The sequence below is a fragment of the Microcoleus vaginatus PCC 9802 genome (genome assembly GCA_022701275.1).
GTDB lineage: Bacteria > Cyanobacteriota > Cyanobacteriia > Cyanobacteriales > Microcoleaceae > Microcoleus > Microcoleus vaginatus_A.
Map to the genome: position 1 here is coordinate 97602 of CP031740.1, position 21080 is coordinate 118681.

The window sequence follows — 21080 nt, forward strand, 5'->3', positions numbered from 1 at the left end:
ATACATCAAGCGGAAAGTTGACCATTGAGATAAGCACAGCGCAGAGAAAGGATAGAGGAAACACTCTCGATATTCCACGGCGCTCCCGATAGTTTCACTCTTAGTCCAATTCGTTTAATCGTGGATTCCACTGTTCCAGAACCGATAGAAGTTAAAGATTCTTCTTTATAGTATCGGTAGTTAACTATTCGGTTGCGATGGAAGTCTAAATAATTGCAAAAGGTTTTAAATCCTTTTCTTTTCAACTCTTTAAATAAATTGATAACTTCATTAACTTGACCGGATCATAACAGAGTTTCGGCTTGTTTTAATCGTTTCAATGAACCCCCGGCTTTGTACAAATTTTCTTTCAGATGATACCAATCTAAGATTTCTTGTCTTTGTTCAGTCACTCCAATTTCTTGAAATAAGTTCCAAATGCCGGGATGACCATCCCCTATACAATACATAGGATGTAGCAGTTTTTGGCTATTACTCCAATCAATTAAATCTTGATTATTTTGAAAGAAGGCTCCGCAATAAACATTATCTAAACACAGGGTTTTATAATCTTTCCAATAACATGGCTCACCCTTGTTTCCATTGCGTAGTCTGACTTTACCTCCATCTAAGGTAATTTCCTGTACTCCTTGGTTAGATGTAGGCCATTCAAATTCTTGGTTCTTTACTAATCTGTGTAATGTACTATGAGACACTGGGATTCCTGTGAATGTTTCTAAATCTTTTTCTCCTTTTTGATAAGACTCATTATTTCTAATTATCAGAGCACACTTTTCCATCATGGGACTGAGTTGACTATAAGGTTTTAACCCGAAATATTCCGCCTGATTATTTGTAATCCTGAGCGACCCAACTACAGATTTTACTGTTCGCGTTCTTCCTGTTTTAATTCCTGATGCTGTTGAAAAAAAAAGCTACCTAATTCTGGCCCCACTTCTGATAATATTTTTTGACGCAGAGATTTTTCGATACTTTCAAAATTGGACAGTTCGGTTGAATCTGTATTTCTGTAAAGAATGGATGCTACCTCTTTTAAGTGCGCTTTTAGGCGCTTTTGGTCTTCGGGTGTCATTTTTTTTCACAGTTTTACTAGCTTTTTTATTTTCGCCCTTTTTTCAGAGATTTGCAATAGTGAGATGCACCCGACCCAGAGACCACTCCAGAAGTGGGGGAGTTGGATGAACTAGAAACTTTTGTAGGGCAAAAAAAAAATCTGGTTGTGGACAGCAGTAGACCACTTTAAGCCAGGAATCTTAGGGTGGGTTTTGGGCGACCACTGTGCGAAGACCTTTGCCCCCTTGTGGGAGCTTGTAGCAACATGGAATTGTTATTTTTATGTCACGGACGGCTGGCGAGTCTATCCAGGATTTATTCCAGATGGAGATCAAATTATTAGCAAGACTTACATGACGAGGGTAGAAGGTGAAAACACACAGTTACGACATTACGCAAGCCCGACTGCATCGCCAGACACTTTGTTATTCACGCGTTAGAGGAAATGCTGAGACACTCGATCAGATTGTTGCTACACTACCTCAAGTTCTGGGATGTGCCGATTCCTCAATGATTCATGGCATCATTCAGCAACGCCGGAAAAAGAACTCGGCTTCAGAGACAAGAAAAATATGTGTGTCGTCCCCAAAAGACAGGTAGAACAAGAAGAAGACATAGCAATTTTTGGATAGGTTTATATGGCGAAAATTGGCTAATTGCCTTTGAGTACTGCCAGGAGTGGGTAGAGTCTATGATAGGTTTGGTTCGCAACAATAAGAAATCATTTTATCAGAGGGGATTGAGAGCCATAAAGCTTATCCCGCAACCGCTTTAGGATCGTTCTCGCCCCCTGAAGAATCTGAGTCTTAACTAACCCAAAATTCGATTAATCATTTGATTCGCCTGGGACTCGTAACTCCCACCAAACAAATTAAAATGATTTAAAATGTGATACAGATTATAAAGAGTTTTGCGTTGTTCATACCCTGCATCCAAAGGCCAAACCTGATTATATCCCCGGTAAAACTGCGCAGGAAATCCACCAAATAACTCAGTCATAGCAATATCAACTTCTCTATCTCCAAAATAGGCCGCCGGGTCAAAAATCACCGGTTCCCCCGCAGATGTCACCCCCACATTTCCCCCCCATAAATCCCCGTGAACTAGCGAAGGTTGAGGTTCATAACCAGCTAACAATTGAGAAATCATCTCTAATAAACGTTCCCCTTGCGGAAAATGGCCGCGCCGACCCCGAGCCAATTTTAACTGATAACCAATCCGATGTTCGATCCAAAATTCTGCCCAATTTGCCGTCCAATTATTAATTTGTATAGTTGATCCGATCGTATTATTAATATCCCAACCAAAACATCCCCTCACAAGGGCAGAATTAGGCTTTTTCCCCCCCCTTGCGAAGGGGAGGTTGGGGGGGGTGTATTTGTGCATCGCGGCCAGTTGGCGCCCCATTTCCTCCCAAGCTCGATCGCCCCCGCGACTTCCCAAATCCAGCCATTCCAGCACAATATAAGCTGAATTCCCCTCAGTTCCCCAGCAAATCGGCTCAGGTAGTCGAATCGTCTGGGTTGCCCGCATTTGCTGCAAACCCAAAGCCTCGGCTTCAAACATCGCGACTTGGGAAGCTCGATTTAATTTCGCGAAGTAAGCGTGGGCACTGCTGCTGATATAATAGCCTTGATTTATGCAGCCACCCCTGACGGAACGGCGATTGTCGATCGAAAATTTGTCTCTCCTTACTTCGGCAATGCGTGCGGCAATTTTATCCCACATTCAATCAAAGTGTGTTGAGGGCGCTCGAAATTACTTTAACAGGTATAGCAACTTAAAACTTAATTAGCACAAACACCACAGCTCCTATCTGTATAGATAGGAGCTGTGGTGTAAATAATAAGGTTCCAGGTATCGAGGTATTGTAGAGCGACAGTGAGGGGGCAAATATCTGAGGCACCTGGGGGTTTAACCAGCGAGATCGGGATGGTATCGGGGTGGTGCCATTGCCTCTGGTGACACTACCGAAAAGATGTAAGGGTGAAAAACCCTGAAGACTGCATAGAATTAAGTCATCAATCACCATCAGTCAATAGAGGTCAAGCCCTCGGTCTATTAGTACGCCTCAGCTTCATCCCTCTCAGGACTTCCACTTAACGCCTATCAACGGGTGTTCTGCCCGTGACCTTACTGGATAACTCCATGAGAAGACTCATCTTGAGGTGGGCTTCCCACTTAGATGCTTTCAGCGGTTATCCACTCCGCACTTGGCTACCCTGCGTTTACCGTTGGCACGATAACAGGTACACCAGCGGTGCGTCCCTCCCGGTCCTCTCGTACTAGGGAGGACTCCTCTCAATCTTCTTGCGCCTGCACCGGATATGGACCGAACTGTCTCACGACGTTCTGAACCCAGCTCACGTACCGCTTTAATCGGCGAACAGCCGAACCCTTGGGACGTACTTCCGCCCCAGGTTGCGATGAGCCGACATCGAGGTGCCAAACCTCCCCGTCGATGTGGACTCTTGGGGGAGATCAGCCTGTTATCCCTAGAGTAACTTTTATCCGTTGAGCGACGGCCCTTCCATGCGGCACCGTCGGATCACTAAGACCGTGTTTCCACCCTGCTCGACTTGTAGGTCTTGCAGTCAAGCTCCCTTATGCCTTTGCACTCTTGGGCTGATTTCCAACCAGCCTGAGGGAACCTTTGCGCGCCTCCGTTACCTTTTAGGAGGCGACCGCCCCAGTCAAACTACCCCCCTGAAACTGTCTCCTTCCCGGATGACGGGTAAGGGTTAGAATTCTAGCCTCGCTAAAGTGGTATCTCACCGTTGGCTCGATTCTGCCCACAAGCAGAACTTCACAGCCTCCCACCTATCCTGCGTAAGCGAAGCCCGAACACAATTCCAGGCTATAGTAAAGCTTCATAGGGTCTTTCTGTCCAGGTGCAGGTAGTCCGTATCTTCACAGACAATTCTATTTCGCCGAGTCTCTCTCCGAGACAGCTCCCAGATCGTTACGCCTTTCGTGCGGGTCGGAACTTACCCGACAAGGAATTTCGCTACCTTAGGACCGTTATAGTTACGGCCGCCGTTCACCGGGGCTTCAGTCGCTAGCTTCGGTTACCCTAACCAACTTCCTTAACCTTCCGGCACTGGGCAGGCGTCAGCCCCCATACGTCGTCTTACGACTTTGCGGAGACCTGTGTTTTTGGTAAACAGTCGCCTGGGACTCTTCACTGTGACCTACTTGCGTAGGTACCCCTTCTCCCGAAGTTACGGGGCCATTTTGCCGAGTTCCTTAGAGAGAGTTATCTCGCGCCCCTTGGTATACTCTACCTCCCTACCTGTGTCGGTTTCGGGTACAGGCTGACATTGTTTATGGTGTTTAGAGCTTTTCTTGGAAGCCTGACATCTACCACTTCCCTCCCGTAGGAGGTCGTACTCGTACCTTAGCTCAAGACGTTTTCTCCGTCTCTCAACACCTCGAATACTTGAACCGGTAACCAACATCCGGCTGGCGATTGCCTTCTCCGTCCCTCTGCACCAACAATGTCAGGTACGGGAATATTGACCCGTTATCCATCGACTACGCACTTCTGCCTCGCCTTAGGACCTGACTCACCCTCCGCGGACGAGCCTGGCGGAGGAACCCTTAGGGTTTCGGGGTGTAGGATTCTCACCTACATTTGCGCTACTCAAGCCGACATTCTCACTTCCGCACAGTCCACACCTGCTTGTCGCTAGTGCTTCACACCGTTGCGGAACGCTCCCCTACCAATACATGATTAAAAATCATTTATTCCACAGCTTCGGTAGACTGCTTAGCCCCGTTCATTTTCGGCGCAGGAGCGCTAGACCAGTGAGCTATTACGCACTCTTTTAAGGGTGGCTGCTTCTAGGCAAACCTCCTGGTTGTCACTGCACTCCCACCTCCTTTATCACTTAGCAGTCATTTTGGGACCTTAGCTGGTGGTCTGGGCTGTTTCCCTCTTGACGATGAAGCTTATCCCCCACCGTCTGACTGGCCGAGTACCAGTTTAGTATTCAGAGTTTGCCTCGATTTGGTACCGCTCTCGCAGCCCGCACCGAAACAGTGCTTTACCCCTAAACTTAATCTCGACCGCTGTGCCTCAACACATTTCGGGGAGAACCAGCTAGCTCCGGGTTCGATTGGCATTTCACCCCTAACCACACCTCATCCGCTGATTTTTCAACATCAGTCGGTTCGGACCTCCACTTGGTGTTACCCAAGCTTCATCCTGGACATGGTTAGATCACCCGGGTTCGGGTCTATAAACAGTGACCTGTGCTTTCACACGGGCGCTCTTGTCAAACTCGCTTTCGCTTTGGCTGCAACCCATAGGGTCTTAACCTGCCACTGCCTATAACTCGCCGGCTCATGCTTCAACAGGCACGCGGTCAGACGTTAAATCGTCCTCCCACTGCTTGTAAGCTAACGGTTTCATGTTCTATTTCACTCCCCTTCCGGGGTTCTTTTCACCTTTCCCTCGCGGTACTGGTTCACTATCGGTCACACAGTAGTATTTAGCCTTACGAGATGGTCCTCGCTGATTCACACGGGATTTCACGGGCCCCGTGCTACTCGGGATACAGTCACGCTCTTTTCTACTTTCGACTACAGGACTTTCACCTTCTCTGGTGCAGCTTTCAACTGCTTTGTCTAGCTTGAAGATACGTTGATTGACTGTCCCACGACCCCAGAAGTAAAAACCTCTGGTTTAGGCTGTTTCCCGTTCGCTCACCACTACTTGGGAAATCGCTATTGCTTTCTCTTCCTCCAGCTACTAAGATGTTTCAATTCGCTGGGTTCGCCGCTATCAGTCTATGTATTCAACTGATGCTTACTGGGTTGCCCCATTCGGACATCTCCGGCTCAATGCTTGCTTCCAGCTCCCCGGAGCTTATCGTCGGTCGCCACGTCCTTCTTCGCCTCTGTGTGCCTAGGTATCCACCGTTAGCCCTTTGTAACTTGACCACTTGATTTTTTCATGGTTGTCGCTTGTAAGATGCTCTTGTAAGAGGCTCCGATTGCTCGGATGACTTACAAGTGACTTACAAGCTTTGATGACTTAATTTCTATGCAGTTTTCAAGGTTCTGACTAGAGTTCTCGACTCCAGCATTCCGACTTCTTTGATTTTGATCAAGTTAGTCTGGGTGCTGATTTCTATTTCTTTTGGTTTTTTTTGTTGGTTCTAGTTAGTGAGAGTGGAGGTAAGCGGACTCGAACCGCTGACTTCCTGCGTGCAAGGCAGGCGCTCTACCAACTGAGCTATACCCCCACTAAGCAAGTTCTGATTTTGATTGTATGAGTCCTGAATTAATCATTGATTATCCATTACTCATTACTTACAATTCATCACTTTTTTTCCAGGTGGGCCATCCTGGATTTGAACCAGGGACCTCACCCTTATCAGGGGTGCGCTCTAACCAACTGAGCTAATAGCCCATGTTCCGAACCAGTTAATAGTTTGAAAGCTTTGACATCTATTCCTCGAACGACCAGGGATGACTGATATTGACCTATTGTTTAGGTTCGGTCGAGTATCAGATGGTCTCCCTAAAAGGAGGTGATCCAGCCACACCTTCCGGTACGGCTACCTTGTTACGACTTCACCCCAGTCATCAGCCCTGCCTTCGGCATCCTCCTCCTCGAAAGGTTAGAGTAATGACTTCGGGCGTGGCCAACTTCCATGGTGTGACGGGCGGTGTGTACAAGGCCCGGGAACGGATTCACCGCAGTATGCTGACCTGCGATTACTAGCGATTCCGCCTTCATGCAGGCGAGTTGCAGCCTGCAATCTGAACTGAGGCAGGGTTTACGGGATTAGCTCGCCCTCGCGGGTTGGCTGCCCTCTGTCCCTACCATTGTAGTACGTGTGTAGCCCAGGACGTAAGGGGCATGCTGACTTGACGTCATCCCCACCTTCCTCCGGTTTGTCACCGGCAGTCTGTTTAGAGTGCCCAACTTAATGATGGCAACTAAACACGAGGGTTGCGCTCGTTGCGGGACTTAACCCAACATCTCACGACACGAGCTGACGACAGCCATGCACCACCTGTGTTCGCGCTCCCGAAGGCACTCCTCTGTTTCCAGAAGATTCGCGACATGTCAAGTCCTGGTAAGGTTCTTCGCGTTGCATCGAATTAAACCACATACTCCACCGCTTGTGCGGGCCCCCGTCAATTCCTTTGAGTTTCACACTTGCGTGCGTACTCCCCAGGCGGGATACTTAACGCGTTAGCTACGGCACTGTCCGGGTCGATACAGACAACACCTAGTATCCATCGTTTACGGCTAGGACTACTGGGGTATCTAATCCCATTCGCTCCCCTAGCTTTCGTCCCTGAGTGTCAGTTATGGTCCAGCAGAGCGCCTTCGCCACCGATGTTCTTCCTGATCTCTACGCATTTCACCGCTACACCAGGAATTCCCTCTGCCCCTACCATACTCTAGCTGTTCAGTTTCCACTGCCTTTCCGAAGTTAAGCCCCGGTCTTTGACAGCAGACTTGAACTGCCACCTGCGGACGCTTTACGCCCAATCATTCCGGATAACGCTTGCATCCTCCGTCTTACCGCGGCTGCTGGCACGGAGTTAGCCGATGCTGATTCCTCTGGTACCGTCAGGTTGCTTTCACAACTTTCTTCCCAGAGAAAAGGGGTTTACAACCCAAGAGCCTTCTTCCCCCACGCGGTCTTGCTCCGTCAGGCTTTCGCCCATTGCGGAAAATTCCCCACTGCTGCCTCCCGTAGGAGTCTGGGCCGTGTCTCAGTCCCAGTGTGGCTGATCGTCCTCTCAGACCAGCTACCGATCGTCGCCTTGGTGGGCTTTTACTCCGCCAACTAGCTAATCGGACGCGAGCTCATCTTCAGGCTATAAATATTTTCCCTTTCGGTACATCGGGGCTTAGCAGTCGTTTCCAACTGTTGTCTCCGTCCTGAAGGCAGATTCTCACGCGTTACTCACCCGTCCGCCACTAAGTATTTCTACTCCGTTCGACTTGCATGTGTTAAGCAGACCGCCAGCGTTCATCCTGAGCCAGGATCAAACTCTCCGTGTTGTTGAGTTTTTTTGGCTACAATCAAGTTCTTTCCACTCAGCCCTTAAGCTGGTTTTTTTCCCTTGACTTTTTTCTCGTTGTTTGTGATATTGAGTATTAGCTCTCGCTTCTACTCTCGATCTTAATTTTTTGACGAGGTTAATAGTGCTTTAAGCTTTCAAACTATTCTTTTTTCTAGGTTCAGTTTTTTGTCTTGCTTTTTTGCCTTTAGTCCGCGGTTCAGTGAACCGCTTCTCTTCTGGCGCTTTATTAATGTATCAACTCTCCCCAGAGTTGTCAAGCGTTTTGTGAAAATATTTTTATGTTGTTCTGTAGCCTATGCCCAGTAAGGGTTTCGGTACTGATGGCGCGTTTTGGTATCCGGTCGCTGACTCCTATTTAGGGCTTGGGTCTGCTTTTTGACCCGGAAATACGCTTTGGGCCGGGATTCTCCAGCGAATCGGTAGAATATTTGCACATATAGATGTTGTATATAGAGATGGTCTATATATATGTGTTCGATCGCCCGCTTATGAAAAAACCTCCCGCTCGCCCTACTGCCTTGTTCGTTACCTGCGCTTTACTGCTGATCGCTTGCAGTCAAACGAACACTCCCCAGACATCAACTACCGTCTCAGCAGGTACTTCGCCCTCTCCAGCAACTTCGTCAGAGGGTTCGGCTGCGGGGAACTCTAGCGCTATTCCCGTTGGGGTTGGGGTGGCGCAAACTAGCAATGTGGCTTTGCTCGGTCAGGAACAGGTGGCTGGCGCGAAAATTGCTCAGAAGTATTTCAACGATAAGGGCGGTGTGGATGGGACGCCGATTAGACTGGTGTTCCAAGATACCGGTGGAGATGAACAAGGGACAATCAATGCCTTCAATACTCTGATCAATCAGGATAAGGTGGTAGGTATTGTGGGGCCAACTCTCTCGCAGCAAGCTTTTAGTGCCGATCCGATCGCCGATCGCGCAAAAGTACCCGTTATCGCACCCTCCAACACTGCTAAAGGCATTCCCCAGATTGGCGATTATGTGGCCAGAGTCTCCGCCCCTGTGGCCGTGGTAGCACCTAATGCAGTTAAAGCTGCACTGAAGCAAAATCCCAATATTAAGAAAGTAGCCGTGTTTTTTGCTCAGAATGATGCTTTTAGCAAATCTGAGACTGAAACTTTTCAGACAACGGTTAAAGATATGGGGCTGGAATTGGCAACAGTCCAAAAATTCTTGACTACTGATACAGATTTCCAATCTCAAGCTACTAACGCAATAAATGTCAACCCCGATTTGATAATTATTTCCGGGTTGGCCGCCGATGGAGGCAATTTAATTAAGCAATTGCGAGAGTTGGGTTACAAAGGCGCCATAATTGGCGGCAATGGTCTGAATACTTCTAATGTATTTCCTGTTTGTAAAGCACTCTGTGATGGAGTTTTGATTGCCCAAGCCTACAGCCCGGAATATGAAAATGAAGTTAATAAGGCTTTTCGCGAGGCTTATCGCGCTCAATTTAAGAAAGAACCGCCTCAGTTTAGCGCTCAGGCTTTTACTGGCGTACAAGTTTTTGTTGAGTCATTAAAGGCACTTAATGCTCAGTCTAAGGTTAGCGAAAAGCCTTTGGCAGAGTTGCGTACAAATTTGAATCAACAGTTGTTGCGTGGAAAGTATGACACGCCTTTGGGGGAAATTTCTTTTACCCATGAAGGTGAGATTAATCAGAAAGAGTTTTATGTGGCACGAATTAAGATGGAGGCAGATGGCAATAATGGTAAGTTTGAGTTTTTGAAATGAGGGGAGAGGGAAGTGGGTTCACGGATTTTGTAACAGATGTAACAGGGGTCAGGAAGACGAAAGAAGTAAGAGGGAAGAGGGAAAATCCCGGACGTATGTGTTGTTGAATGATTTTGGTGTGATGCTCACTTCTTAACTGGTAATGGACTTAACTCTGTTTTTGCAACAATTCTTGAATGGTTTGTCGATCGGCAGCGTGTATGCTATTTTTGCCCTGGGATACACGCTGGTCTTTTCTATTTTGGGAATTATTAATTTTGCTCACGGTGCCGTATTTACTTTGGGTGCTTATTTCACTTATGCGCTCATGGGAGGTGCTTTCGGTTTTAATGGGTTGTGGGCTAACGCTCGAATTCCCGTGCAGTTGCCTTTTGCTGTGGCGTTAATTTTGGGAAGTGTCATGGCTGGTTTGGTAGGAGTAATAGTTGAAAGAGTTGCTTTTTTACCTTTGCGCCGACGACACTCGGATACTCTGCTGACTGTGGTTTCTAGTTTGGGTGTAGCTGTTGCAATCGCCAATATCATCCAATATCTGGTCGGTGCGGAAATTTACACTTTTCCTGCTAACACTTACGGCTATTTACCTGCTGCCATTAACTTCGGGACGGCGGATAAACCAATTCCGATTCGGACTGTCCAAATAGTAATTTTTGCGGTATCTGTAGCGATTGTAACTGTTTTAACTTACTTAATAAATTTTACTAAATTTGGCAAAGCAATGCAGGCTGTGGCTGAAGATGCGACTACTTCTAGTTTATTGGGTATTGATACTGAGACATATATTGTTTTGACGTTTTTTGTGAGCAGTTTTCTGGCGGGTTTGGCGGGGAGTTTGGTGGGTTCGAGTGTGAGTATTGCTGGGCCGTATTTTGGTATTGCTTTTGGTTTGAAAGGTTTGGCGGTGATTGTGCTTGGTGGGTTGGGAAGTATTCCTGGGGCAGTTTTGGGAGGTTTTATAATTGGTTTGGTAGAGGCTTTTGTACCTGGAGATTTTTCGGCTTATAAGGATGCTGTTGCTTTTGCCATATTGTTTATTATGCTATTGGTTAGACCACAGGGTTTGTTTGGACGGCGTTTGATTCAAAAGGTGTAGTATTATTTGCAAGACATCTAATAAGGCAGGGCGGTTTGGAGAAGGGACAATGGGTTTCCAGCAAAGACTATAGCTAAACCAGCCCGTATAAACTGTTGTGGAGTTTTATATACGTACCTATAAAACTTCTTCATACCTGAGAGGCAGTTTGATGAATTCGGAAGTCCCATTAATACTAAGCGAGCGCCTTTTTTTGCGATTAGCCAATCAAGACGACATCTACAAAATAATTAAATTTTACAGAGACAATCAAAGGTTTTTTACTCCCTGGCACCGACAGTGGGCGGAGGAATTTTTAAGGAAAACTTATTGGGAAAAACAAGTAGAGAAAGATTTCCAAGGCTTTAAATCTGACAAATCTTTAAAGCTATGGATTTTTGACGAGGATAATCCTGAGTATATTGTCAGTAACGTTAATTTTAATAATTTTGTACGAGGGGCAGGTCATTTCTGCTTTTTGGGATATAATCTGGCAGAAGCGCAACAAGGTAAAGGTTATATGACAGAAGCTGGGAAAATTGCCATTCAATATGTTTTTGAAGAGTTAAATTTACATCGCATTATGGCAAATTATATGCCTCACAATCAGCGTAGCGGTAATCTACTTAAAAGATTGGGATTTGTGGTAGAAGGTTACGCTAGAGACTATTTGTTGATAAATGGTCGGTGGGAAGACCATATTCAGACTAGCTTAATAAATCCAAATTGGAAACGAAGCTAACCAGATTTTCCTTAATAAGTTCTAATCTAAAATATCTAAAATCAAATGACTGCATTTTTTACTACTTATGGGTTTCTGATTGTCTCGATGTTGCTGGGTGCAATGTTGGGAATGTCGCTGTATTTGCCTTTAATGACGGGTCAGTTGTCTTTGGCTAGTCCTGGCTTTTATGCTTTGGGCGGGTATATTGCGGCGATTTTGTCTACAACAGTGTTTCCAACGACGGGCAGTTTATTTCCCCTGCCACTGCTGTTATTAGAGATGATAATTGCAGGGGTTGTTTCAGGGTTGCTGGGTATTTTAGTGGGAATTCCGGCGCTGCGGTTAAGTGGGATTTATTTGGCGATCGCAACTATTGCTTTTGTGGAAATTTTGCGGGTTTTATCGCTGAATCTAGATATCACTGGCGGGGCTGTGGGCATTTTTGGGATTCCACAACCGTTTGCGACGCCGATCGAGTATTTGTGGATTGTATTACCTTTACTTTTGGTAAGTATGGCGATTGTGTATCGGCTGGAACGGATTCGGGTGGGGCGCGCTTTTGCGGCGATCCGCGCTGATGAGTTGGCGGCTGATGCTATCGGCATTAATCCAACTTTTTATAAGGTTCTGGCTTTCACGTTAGGTGCTGTTTTAGCTGGTGTTGTGGGTGCAGTTAGTGCCCATTTCCTCAATACTTGGAACGCGCGTCAAGGTACTTTTGATGCTAGTATTATTTACTTGACTTCTGTGTTGATTGGTGGTAGCAGAAGTTTTCTGGGAGCAGTTTTGGGTGGGATGGTGTTTACTGCTTTGCCGGAGGTTTTGAGGGGAATGGCGACTATTCAGGGATTGCCGATTTGGTTGGCACAGTTTCTGCGGGATGGGCGGTTAATTATTTTTGGGGTACTGATTGTTTTGGGTACAATATTTTTTCCGCAAGGTTTGGTGACGCCCGAGTTGTTGAAGAGGTGGAGGAAGGGCGATCGTACTTCTGTTTAAAATTTGATTTTTAGTTATCAGAAAATTGGGTTTAAAACCCCGTCCTTCTAGGACGGCTTTAATTGCTCCTTAATATATTGTTTTAAAATTTCAATAGGTGCACCACCTACTGACGAAGCAAAATAGCTGGGACTCCAGAGAGCGTCTTTACCGTAGGGTTTAGGGTAGCCAGCCTGTCCGTATCGCCTACTCGATACTCCTTTTAAAGCATTGACAATACTAGATATTGAAAGCTTAGGCGGATACTCAATTAGCACATGAATATGGTCGGCTTCACCATTGAATTCCAGCACTTGAAAATTCATTTTCTCAGCAACCTCTCGAAATGACTTTGCAATCAAATCAATACTTTCGCCAGTGAATACAGACCGACGATACTTTGTAACGCAGACCAAGTGAATCTTAAGTTCTGTAACACTATGCCGTTCTCTTCTGAAAGTGGTTGACATTGCTTGTAGGCAAATATAGAGTTTAAGTACAGACCAATACTAACATACTCAATGAAAGCCAGATATCAATACAGATTCTATCCAACAGACCAACAGCAGCAGAGTTTAGCTCAGTTGTTTGGTTGTGTTCGGGTAGTCTGGAATGATAGCCTTGCTCTCTGTAAGCAGTCTGAAAATTACCCGGGTTTTAATCAGCTTTCTGCTTTGTTAACTCAAACCAAGAAAGCTGATAAACGCCAATGGCTAAAAAATGTTTCGTCTGTCCATTTGCAACAGTCTCTCAGACAGTTGGACATTGCCTATAGAAACTTTTTCAATTCTTGTAATGGGAAACGAAAAGGTAAAAAGTTAGGTTTACCCAAATTCAAAAATAGGACAAATTCGCAGTCTGCTGAGTTCACAAAAGCAGCATTTTCTCTAACGGGTGAATCTGTATACTTGGCGAAAATTGGAACAGTCAAACCAATTTGGTCTAGAGAATTACCTTCAGCGCCTAGTTCTGTCACAGTAATCAAGGACTGTGCCGAACGCTATTTCTTGAGTTTTGTCGTAGAAGTTCAACCAATTCAATCCCAGGCTAAAAACCAAAGTCTCGGAATTGACTTAGGGATTAAAACTTTTGCAGTAATGAGCAATGGTGAAAAAGCTGAAAGTCCTACCTATAAAAAGTTAGACCGGAAAGTTCGTAAACTACAAGGTAAGTTAGCTCGTCAACCAAAGGATTCTCAAAGAAGAAACTTGACTCGAATCAAGATTGCTAAGCTTCACAATCGCATTGCCGATACCCGTAAAGATTTCCTGCACAAACTATCAACCAAAATAGTCAACGAAAACCAAGTGATTGTTTGGGAAGATTTGAACGTGTCAGGAATGGTAAAGAATCGGAAACTTTCAAGAGCGATTAGCCAGCAAGGATGGAGAGAATTTAGGACTCTTTGTGAAGCCAAGTCTGAAAAGTTTGGCAGAGAGTTTCAAGTAATTAGTAGATGGGAACCTAGTAGCCAAATCTGCTCAGATTGTGGCTTCAGATGGGGTAAAATCGATTTGTCTATTCGCTCAGTGCTTTGTTTGAATTGTGGCACTGAGCAAGATAGAGACGAAAATGCTGCTAAAAATATAGAGAAAGTCGGGATAGGGAATTGCCACGACTCTAAATGGACGCAGAGGGATTGTAAGACTACCTCGGTAGCAGAACCCAATGAAGCGTCAAGAATCACTGCGGCTTTAGCCCGGTGAGTATTTCAAGCTACAGGTTCTCTTACCGTCGTGGGAGGACTTAGTGCATCATCGACTCGATTTGGGGATATTCAATCGCATTCGCCATTGATGCAACTGCCAAATCAATAGTGCTGATGATCTGACGGGCTCCGGCAAGTCGATAGGCTTCCAGGAATTCGCGATCGCGCATTCGCACCACAATATGGGAAATGCCATAGCTCCTGTATAGGGTGATCAGCGCTAAATTCAGTGCATCATCGCTGAGTACTGCAACGACTGCGTTTGCTTGTTTAATTCCCGCTTCCAGAAGAACCGTTGTACTCACCGCACTGCCTTCAAATGCCATCACTCCGATTTTTTCACGAGCAAAGCGACAAGCAAGCGGGTCGGCATCAATGATTGCAACCGTATGACCGAGTTTTAATAGCTGCTGGGCTAAACCCAGCCCCATCATTCCTGCTCCACCAATTAATACGTACATGACTATTTGTCACCCCAAGAATGAACGTTACAGATTTATCCCTATGAGTGAGATTGTTTTGGGTTTCTCTCAGTTTAATCTGCTTGTGGGGTGGCTTTTACCGGGCTTACTTATTATCTGTTCCACACTTAGTTTAATCTGGTTGTGGGGTTGGCATGGGAGCCAGCCCCTCAAGAAATTCTCCTCAGTTAGGTGCGCAGCGGGAAGTTTACATAATCTTAGGCACTTTAAAAAACTCCCCATCGCGATCGGGAGCTCCCTCCAAAATACTTTCTCCCTTAGCAAAAGGTTGCAAATCGTCCGATCGCATCACATTACTAACATCGATCGCCCGCGTTGTCGGCTGTACCTTACTCGTATCCAGTTCGCTCAACTGCTCAAAATAATCCAAAATACCGTTAAGTTGACCAGTAAACTGCTCTTCTTCTTCCGGCGTTAATTCCAATCTCGCTAAATTCGCTACTTTGCGAACTTCTTCTCTGTCAATCATAAAAATCTGCAATTGGGAATTAGTGAGTAGTTTTGACTGGTGATTTGTAAGTTTTAAGTGGAAGAGTTTTCAATTCACCACTCAGCACTTAAAACCCACAACTTTTTGTTTACCCAATCAGGCTTCTTGTAGCTAACAACTGAGGTTAAAAATACACATCAATTTGCGATCGACCTGTTGTCTTCAGCCAATTTTGCACCTCAATGTAATTGTTGGGAGCCAAGCGAATAGCCTCCTTCCAATAATCTGCCGCTTTATCAAACAACCCTTCCGCTGCTTCTAGATTGCCCGCTTCCTTTTGTTTTTCCCCTTGATAGTGGTAAATCACAGCAATATTATTCAGCGCTTGTGGCATTCTCGGATTGAGCTCCAGAGCTTCGCTGTAATATTCCAAACCTTTATCGTGTTCGCCGTTGCTAGTATGGATCAGCGCGATATTGTACAAGACATAACTGCGATCGTAAGGATCTTCCTCCAGCTTCAGCGCTTCATGATAATTTTCCAGCGCTTCAGCATATTCGCCATCTGCTTGAGCTGACATACCATCCCGGTAATAAGCAAAAGCTTCCTTCGCCTGCTTTTTCGCCGGCATAATCTTCAGGATGATATCAGCCATTACCGTGAAGCTTTTGTCAATAAAGTTATCGTTGCGTTGAGTTCTTGGCATATGCGATTCTTTGGTTAGTGGCTAATCCGAAAAATTAGCCTGTAAAGTTTTCCTATTAATAATTGCGCCACTGTTTTAGTTGGCAGTTGTGTTGAGGGCGCTAAAAAGTCTACTCGATCGCAAGTGGGAACCTTAAAACACGCCCTTGGGTTTAACACCCGCGCAAGCTCTATCTATTTTATATAAGTCTTGCAAGACTTGCAAAAAAACCAGATTTGTTTAACCTCTCTCTCGCACTCTAAACAAAACTTACAAAAACCCGTGCAGAAAGGAAAATTTTTGCAGTAAGGTGCAGGGGCGATCCTCTTCGATGGCTTGCCTTCGGATCGATTCGCTAACGCCAATGGGCGATCGCGCACCGTACCCTACTAACTGTAGCCATAATCCCCGTCGTTGACCCTCAGAGCAAACAAGCAAAAGCAAATGCCGAGGAGAAATTCAATCACAAAGTTTTATTAAGCTATCCGAGTTCAGCCCATACTTAAAAGTTATTCGGCAAAACACTAGCAATATTTTGCCCCAAAGTCAAGGGCAGCCTCAAAAAAAATCAGAAACCCGATCGCCAAAACCAGCTCGAATTCCCGCAATATATAATAAAAATAACCGGGTAATTTTCACAGATAGAAACCTATGGCTCCGAATCCCACCATTATGCAAGCCGTCGAACAACTTGGCTACCGCGTTACGGTTGGAGACGTGGCGGCAAAAGCTGGATTAGATATCCATTTTGCCCAGCGAGAACTGTTAACCCTCGCCTCCGAAGCAGGTGGCAACCTGCAAGTAGCAGAATCCGGCGACATTGCCTACCTATTTCCCAAGAACTTTCGAGATATTTTGCGAAACAAATTCTTGCGCTTGCAGTTGCAGGAATGGTGGCAAAAAATCTGGCGCATTTTATTTTATCTGATTCGGATATCTTTCGGCATAGTGCTGGTAGCTTCCATCCTCTTAATTTTTGTTGCTATCACGATTTTACTCTCCAGCGGCGACAGCAATAACGGGGGAGGAGGAGGAGGAGAGGGTGGCGGCGGGGGCGGCAGAGGTGGCAGCTTTTTGTTTTTCCCCTACTTCTGGAACGACTTAATCTGGATATTTTACTGGAACCATGACCAACCATACTACCAGCAGCGATCGCGCTTAACTGGCCAAAAACCCCAGATGAGTTTTCTAGAAGCAGTTTTCTCCTTTCTATTTGGAGACGGGAATCCCAATTACAATCTAGAAGAGCGCAAGTGGATCGATATTGCGACTGCAATTGGCAACAACCGAGGCGCCGTCGTCGCCGAACAAATTGCCCCATATCTAGACAATCTCGGACAGGGATACGCCCGAGAATACGAAGAATATATGTTACCGGCCCTAGCCCGTTTTGACGGCCGCCCCGAAGTCAGCCCCGAAGGGCAAATAATTTACCATTTTCCGCAATTGCAAACCACAGCCGTCCAGAAAAATCCTCAACCAGTAGCAGCTTATTTGCGAGAAATGCTGTGGCGTTTTAGCAACGCCAGCTCCGGGCAAATCATGCTCGCAGCAGGGTTAGGAGCCGTCAATCTTGTCGGTGCGTTAGTTTTGGGGAATCTATTAAGTAATAATTTAATCGCAGGTGGATTTATCGGTTTCGTCAGCCCTGTTTATCCCATGCTCCTGATTTACGGCGTCGGATTTCTCGCAATTCCTTTAATTCGCTACTTCTGGATTCAGTGGAAAAATAGCCGGATAGAAGCCCGCAATCAAGAGCGTCAGCAGCGAGCAATGTTATTAAACGAACCTGATGGCAGCTTGCTCAAAAAACTCACCTACGCCCGGGAATTTGCAGCAGAAAACTTTCTGACTGGAGAAGACTTAGCTTATACAACAGAAACGGAATTAACCCAACAAGAACTAGAACAGTCAGCAAAAATAGATGCCGAATGGCAGCGGAGGATCGATCGCTCGGACAACTTGTAATACTAATGAAAAAAAACCTTTGTTTGTTGTTAAGTTAGGTTGAACTAGAATCTTGCACCCTTGTCAAGAATAGGCAGGATGCGTGTTCCGCAATAAAACATCTTTGTTGGGGAGCGGGCTTTTAGCTCGTTGCTAAGAATTGTGGAAAATGTCAATCGTTATTGATGTCATAATTTTTTCTAGTCCGACTGTTTTTTAAATAACCTTAGGGCGTTTAAAAATCAAACAATTTTGGTCATACTTCGAGTCGTGATCCAGAGCTACCAGTTCCCATCCCTCCTCCCCCAAATGATTGACAAATAGATGCAGCGAGCCTTGTTTCCAATCTCGCTGTTCTTCACCGTTTACATATAAACTAATCAGCTTGTTTCCAAAAGGATACATATTCGCATCCACAAATAAATACTCCCACTTTTGCATAGCAATCCTTAATGTAGTTAGTCATGTAGTTAGTCCTGAGTCATTAGTCATTAGTCATTCCCAATTTCCAATACTTCGGCTACGCAGTTCCTGGTCTTCGACTACGCGGTTCCTTAGCGTAGTCGAAGGGCGGTACAAGTTCCCAATTAATTCCTTGTATTCAGGACACGGAAGTCACAGATACAGAAATAGCGGTTTTTTCCTTATTCTTTCCTCCTTATTCCTTCCCCCTTCTTTCTTTTTCCTTCTTCCTTCTTTCTTGCCCATTCCCAGCAGTTACTGGACTGCAATTCTAGCCAAAGTCGCACCCCGGTAATAGTGCAACAAAATCTGCTGGTAGCCGTATCCCTGTCTGGCCAAATTGTAGGCACCCCACTGACTCATTCCTACAGCATGGCCGAAACCTTTGCCAGCAACTTGAAAACCGGTAGGAGCTTGGCCGCTGTTCCTTGGGTTCCCACCGCCCCCATACTGAGGAATCACGGTAAACCGCGTACTCCTCAAATTTAAAACCCGGCGTAAATCTGCGCCTGTCATGACCCTAGAACCGCCATCTCCAACTACTTTCATCCTCAAAACGCTGCCGTGAGCGGTAGTGCGTTCTGGCTTCATAGAGATCACATTACCCACGCCAGAAATCTTACTGCTGATTTGAGCCCGAGAAAAATTTTCTTTCCATTGGTAAACCGGCGCCCCTTGGTCGAAGTCAGGAACAGCACGCAGGTAAGGCAAGGGTTCCATCCAAACATCCTCGACATTTTCAGTATGGCCCCCAGACGCAGAGTGGAAAGCGGCTAAAATTATCTGACCGTTGTACGCCAGAACTTGACCAGCGGTTGCATCGACTGCGGAATAAGTGCCAGAAGATTCTGTTTGCAGTCCTTTGTAAACCTGCGAAGACTGAGTGCTGTCCACGTCGTAAAGGTCGGTTTCGCTTTTGAGGCGCTGGTGGATAGCGTAGGAACGGGCGGCGACTGCTTGGGCTTTCAAAGCCTCTTGAGGCCAATTGCCACTCATCTCGGCGCCGAGAACGCTGTAGAGATATTGTTCGATATCGACGTAGTTGACGGCCGTCAAGCCTCCTTTTTCGGGAACTAGAAGCGTGCGTCCCCGATACCAACGATCGCCAATCCAGACATAACCGTTCCCCGTAGGCTCGATCCAAACTTGGTTGGCCGCCCAGCGACCGATCGCCACTGTTCCCGATCGCAATTGAGCCGACTGAGAACTGTTTGCCGACAGTTCGCCCAAATTGCGGCCGCTACCGTCCCGGATTGCAGCCTTTGTAGAACTGCCAACTTTTATCTGACTTGCCCCGTCTTGTACCGCAACTCGCAAGATCAGCGCGGCTTGTGCTGGCGCTACCATTACCAGCCAAAACAACAGCGAAATCCACAAGTAGCGTTTTTTTAATGTCGAAAAAACCGAAGCAAAAAATACTCCTGACTGCATTTGAAAATTTTCCTCCTGTGCTGTACGACTTTAAGAATTTTTAAGGGAAGCGAAGGCAAGGGAAACAGGAAGGGGAACGGAAGAAACAAAACGTTAGAATTGGGTTTATCACTCTGTGCGCTGGTCAAAAATGATTTGAGCGACTAGATGTTCACAGGAACAGCGATTTATCCCGGTTCCTGCAGGCGACTATTTCCTGAATGGCGGATTGACCGCACTCTGGATATATGTAACATATTTTTTAAGATTTAATTGAGGTGATTTGACTCTTGCAGATTACATTTCTCGGAACTAGCTCCGGTGTCCCCACGCGATCGCGCAACGTTTCCAGCATCGCCCTCCGGTTGTCCCAGCGAGCGGAACTCTGGCTGTTTGACTGCGGCGAAGGAACTCAGCACCAGTTTCTCCGCAGCGACCTCAAAGTCAGCCAACTAAGCCGCATTTTCATTACTCACCTGCACGGCGACCATATTTTCGGCTTAATGGGTTTGCTGGCTAGCTGCGGTTTGGCGGGGAATGTCAAGCGCATCGATCTTTACGGGCCTCCGGGACTTGAAGAATATTTGCAAGCTGGCGTTCGTTATTCTCAAACTCATTTTTCTTACCCAGTTAAGGTACACAAAATTCACGAGGGAGTCATCTATGAAGATGACGAATATATTGTTAGCTGCGGCCCTTTGAAGCACCGAGTTACTGCTTTTGGTTATCGAGTAACTGAGAAAGACCGTCCGGGACATTTTGATGTAGAAAAAGCTAAGGCTGTGGGTATTCCTTCCGGGCCACTTTACGGTCAATTAAAACAAGGAAAGACGGTAAAGTTAGAGGACGGGCGACAGTTTAAAGGTACTGATTTTTGTGGCCCGGATCAAATCGGGCGCAAGTTTGTGTATTGTACGGACACGGTTTTTTGTGACGGGGCGGTGGAATTGGCGAAGGATGCTGATTTGTTGGTGCATGAAGCGACTTTTGCTCATCAAGATGCTCAAATGGCCTTCGATCGCCTGCATTCAACTTCGACAATGGCGGCTCAAGTGGCTTCGATCGCTGGGGTGAAACAGCTAATTATGACGCATTTTAGCCCGCGTTACGCTCCGGGGAATGCGATCGTCCTGGATGATTTGCTCAAGGAAGCGCAGGCTATTTTTCCGAATACGAAAATGGCCTATGACTTTTTGACTTACGAAGTGCCGCGCCCTGTTTCAAACTAGGGTTAATCTGACCTGAGATGTGACAGCATTTTCAATAATGGCGATCGGGGCGGGCAAGATGCCCACCCCACAAAAACATTAATCTCTTGTGGAACAGGCATC

At 46.1% G+C, this 21080-nt stretch carries 13 protein-coding genes, 2 tRNA genes, 2 rRNA genes and 3 pseudogenes; 8 read left to right on the forward strand and 12 right to left on the reverse strand.

The features are described 5' to 3' along the window. Nucleotides 1–5: 5 nt before the first annotated feature. Nucleotides 6–1072 (reverse strand): annotated as a pseudogene (locus D0A34_00455) (ISKra4 family transposase). A 72-nt stretch (nucleotides 1073–1144) separates the two neighbouring features. Between D0A34_00455 and D0A34_00460 the strand changes: the two are divergent. Then, a pseudogene (locus D0A34_00460) lies at nucleotides 1145–1567 on the forward strand (IS1 family transposase). 296 nt (nucleotides 1568–1863) lie between these two features. On the opposite strand, the gene D0A34_00465 reads toward D0A34_00460, so the two are convergent. The 5 genes from D0A34_00465 to D0A34_00485 form a co-directional block, all read right to left on the reverse strand. Continuing rightward, nucleotides 1864–2781 carry a fructosamine kinase family protein gene (locus D0A34_00465; GenBank protein UNU17533.1) on the reverse strand — a complete coding sequence of 306 codons (918 nt, stop codon included), beginning with the start codon at nucleotides 2779–2781 and terminating at the stop codon, nucleotides 1864–1866. 313 nt (nucleotides 2782–3094) lie between these two features. After that, a 23S ribosomal RNA gene (locus D0A34_00470) occupies nucleotides 3095–5999 on the reverse strand. Between the two features lie 230 nt (nucleotides 6000–6229). Beyond that, nucleotides 6230–6302: transfer RNA gene (locus D0A34_00475), tRNA-Ala, on the reverse strand. A gap of 90 nt (nucleotides 6303–6392) precedes the next feature. Further along, nucleotides 6393–6469 (reverse strand) — tRNA-Ile (locus tag D0A34_00480). 106 nt (nucleotides 6470–6575) lie between these two features. Continuing rightward, nucleotides 6576–8083 (reverse strand): 16S ribosomal RNA (locus D0A34_00485). Together the 16S and 23S rRNA genes with 2 tRNA genes alongside form the textbook arrangement of a ribosomal RNA operon. A 511-nt stretch (nucleotides 8084–8594) precedes the next feature. Here D0A34_00485 and D0A34_00490 point away from each other — a divergent pair. The 4 genes from D0A34_00490 (at nucleotide 8595) to D0A34_00505 (ending at nucleotide 12646) form a co-directional block, all read left to right on the forward strand. Continuing rightward, entirely contained in the window at nucleotides 8595–9851 is a 1257-nt protein-coding gene (locus D0A34_00490; protein ID UNU17534.1) for a branched-chain amino acid ABC transporter substrate-binding protein, read from the forward strand. A 142-nt stretch (nucleotides 9852–9993) separates the two neighbouring features. Beyond that, nucleotides 9994–10944, forward strand: a complete 951-nt coding sequence (locus D0A34_00495; protein UNU17535.1) for a branched-chain amino acid ABC transporter permease — start codon at nucleotides 9994–9996, stop codon at nucleotides 10942–10944. 151 nt (nucleotides 10945–11095) lie between these two features. Beyond that, nucleotides 11096–11665: a GNAT family N-acetyltransferase gene (locus D0A34_00500; protein ID UNU17536.1), complete on the forward strand. Its 570-nt coding sequence runs from the start codon at nucleotides 11096–11098 to the stop codon at nucleotides 11663–11665. Between the two features lie 45 nt (nucleotides 11666–11710). Next, nucleotides 11711–12646: a branched-chain amino acid ABC transporter permease gene (locus D0A34_00505; protein ID UNU17537.1), complete on the forward strand. Its 936-nt coding sequence runs from the start codon at nucleotides 11711–11713 to the stop codon at nucleotides 12644–12646. A gap of 47 nt (nucleotides 12647–12693) precedes the next feature. On the opposite strand, the gene tnpA is transcribed toward D0A34_00505, so the two are convergent. Next, a complete protein-coding gene (tnpA, locus tag D0A34_00510; GenBank protein UNU17538.1) occupies nucleotides 12694–13095 on the reverse strand; it encodes an IS200/IS605 family transposase in 402 nt (133 codons plus the stop codon). A 51-nt stretch (nucleotides 13096–13146) separates the two neighbouring features. Between tnpA and D0A34_00515 the strand changes: the two genes are divergently transcribed. Then, nucleotides 13147–14331, forward strand: a complete 1185-nt coding sequence (locus D0A34_00515) for a transposase (GenBank protein UNU17539.1) — start codon at nucleotides 13147–13149, stop codon at nucleotides 14329–14331. Nucleotides 14332–14374: 43 nt separating this feature from the next. Here the strand turns inward: D0A34_00515 and D0A34_00520 are convergent. The 3 genes and pseudogenes from D0A34_00520 to D0A34_00530 all read right to left on the reverse strand — a co-directional run bounded on the left by D0A34_00520 (nucleotide 14375) and on the right by D0A34_00530 (nucleotide 15951). Beyond that, a pseudogene (locus tag D0A34_00520) lies at nucleotides 14375–14794 on the reverse strand (TrkA family potassium uptake protein). A gap of 208 nt (nucleotides 14795–15002) precedes the next feature. Next, the gene (gene gatC / locus D0A34_00525) at nucleotides 15003–15284 is read right to left on the reverse strand and encodes an Asp-tRNA(Asn)/Glu-tRNA(Gln) amidotransferase subunit GatC (protein UNU17540.1); all 282 of its coding nucleotides are present in this window, start codon (nucleotides 15282–15284) and stop codon (nucleotides 15003–15005) included. Nucleotides 15285–15429: 145 nt separating this feature from the next. Continuing rightward, nucleotides 15430–15951 (reverse strand): photosystem I assembly protein Ycf3, encoded by a 522-nt coding sequence (locus D0A34_00530; GenBank protein ID UNU17541.1) that lies wholly within the window; start codon nucleotides 15949–15951, stop codon nucleotides 15430–15432. 630 nt (nucleotides 15952–16581) lie between these two features. Between D0A34_00530 and D0A34_00535 the strand changes: the two genes are divergently transcribed. Then, the gene (locus tag D0A34_00535; GenBank protein ID UNU17542.1) at nucleotides 16582–17898 is read left to right on the forward strand and encodes a hypothetical protein; all 1317 of its coding nucleotides are present in this window, start codon (nucleotides 16582–16584) and stop codon (nucleotides 17896–17898) included. Nucleotides 17899–18093: 195 nt separating this feature from the next. Here the strand turns inward: D0A34_00535 and D0A34_00540 are convergent, their stop codons facing one another. Continuing rightward, complete coding sequence (locus D0A34_00540) at nucleotides 18094–18318, reverse strand: hypothetical protein (GenBank protein UNU17543.1); 225 nt, start codon at nucleotides 18316–18318, stop codon at nucleotides 18094–18096. A 276-nt stretch (nucleotides 18319–18594) separates the two neighbouring features. Further along, nucleotides 18595–19770: a SpoIID/LytB domain-containing protein gene (locus D0A34_00545; GenBank protein UNU17544.1), complete on the reverse strand. Its 1176-nt coding sequence runs from the start codon at nucleotides 19768–19770 to the stop codon at nucleotides 18595–18597. A gap of 269 nt (nucleotides 19771–20039) precedes the next feature. Between D0A34_00545 and D0A34_00550 the strand changes: the two genes are divergently transcribed. Beyond that, complete coding sequence (locus D0A34_00550) at nucleotides 20040–20978, forward strand: ribonuclease Z (GenBank protein ID UNU17545.1); 939 nt, start codon at nucleotides 20040–20042, stop codon at nucleotides 20976–20978. The last annotated feature ends 102 nt before the right edge of the window (nucleotides 20979–21080 follow it).

Excerpts from the sequence above, each read along its gene's own strand:
- D0A34_00495 (UNU17535.1), top strand. The coding sequence starts at position 9,994 with ATGGACTTAACTCTGTTTTTGCAACAATTCTTGAATGGTTTGTCGATC.
- D0A34_00530 (UNU17541.1), bottom strand. The coding sequence starts at position 15,951 with ATGCCAAGAACTCAACGCAACGATAACTTTATTGACAAAAGCTTCACG.
- D0A34_00490 (UNU17534.1), top strand. The coding sequence starts at position 8,595 with ATGAAAAAACCTCCCGCTCGCCCTACTGCCTTGTTCGTTACCTGCGCT.
- D0A34_00500 (UNU17536.1), top strand. The coding sequence starts at position 11,096 with ATGAATTCGGAAGTCCCATTAATACTAAGCGAGCGCCTTTTTTTGCGA.
- tnpA (UNU17538.1), bottom strand. The coding sequence starts at position 13,095 with ATGTCAACCACTTTCAGAAGAGAACGGCATAGTGTTACAGAACTTAAG.
- D0A34_00465 (UNU17533.1), bottom strand. The coding sequence starts at position 2,781 with ATGTGGGATAAAATTGCCGCACGCATTGCCGAAGTAAGGAGAGACAAA.
- D0A34_00545 (UNU17544.1), bottom strand. The coding sequence starts at position 19,770 with ATGCAGTCAGGAGTATTTTTTGCTTCGGTTTTTTCGACATTAAAAAAA.
- D0A34_00515 (UNU17539.1), top strand. The coding sequence starts at position 13,147 with ATGAAAGCCAGATATCAATACAGATTCTATCCAACAGACCAACAGCAG.
- gatC (UNU17540.1), bottom strand. The coding sequence starts at position 15,284 with ATGATTGACAGAGAAGAAGTTCGCAAAGTAGCGAATTTAGCGAGATTG.
- D0A34_00505 (UNU17537.1), top strand. The coding sequence starts at position 11,711 with ATGACTGCATTTTTTACTACTTATGGGTTTCTGATTGTCTCGATGTTG.
- D0A34_00535 (UNU17542.1), top strand. The coding sequence starts at position 16,582 with ATGGCTCCGAATCCCACCATTATGCAAGCCGTCGAACAACTTGGCTAC.
- D0A34_00540 (UNU17543.1), bottom strand. The coding sequence starts at position 18,318 with ATGCAAAAGTGGGAGTATTTATTTGTGGATGCGAATATGTATCCTTTT.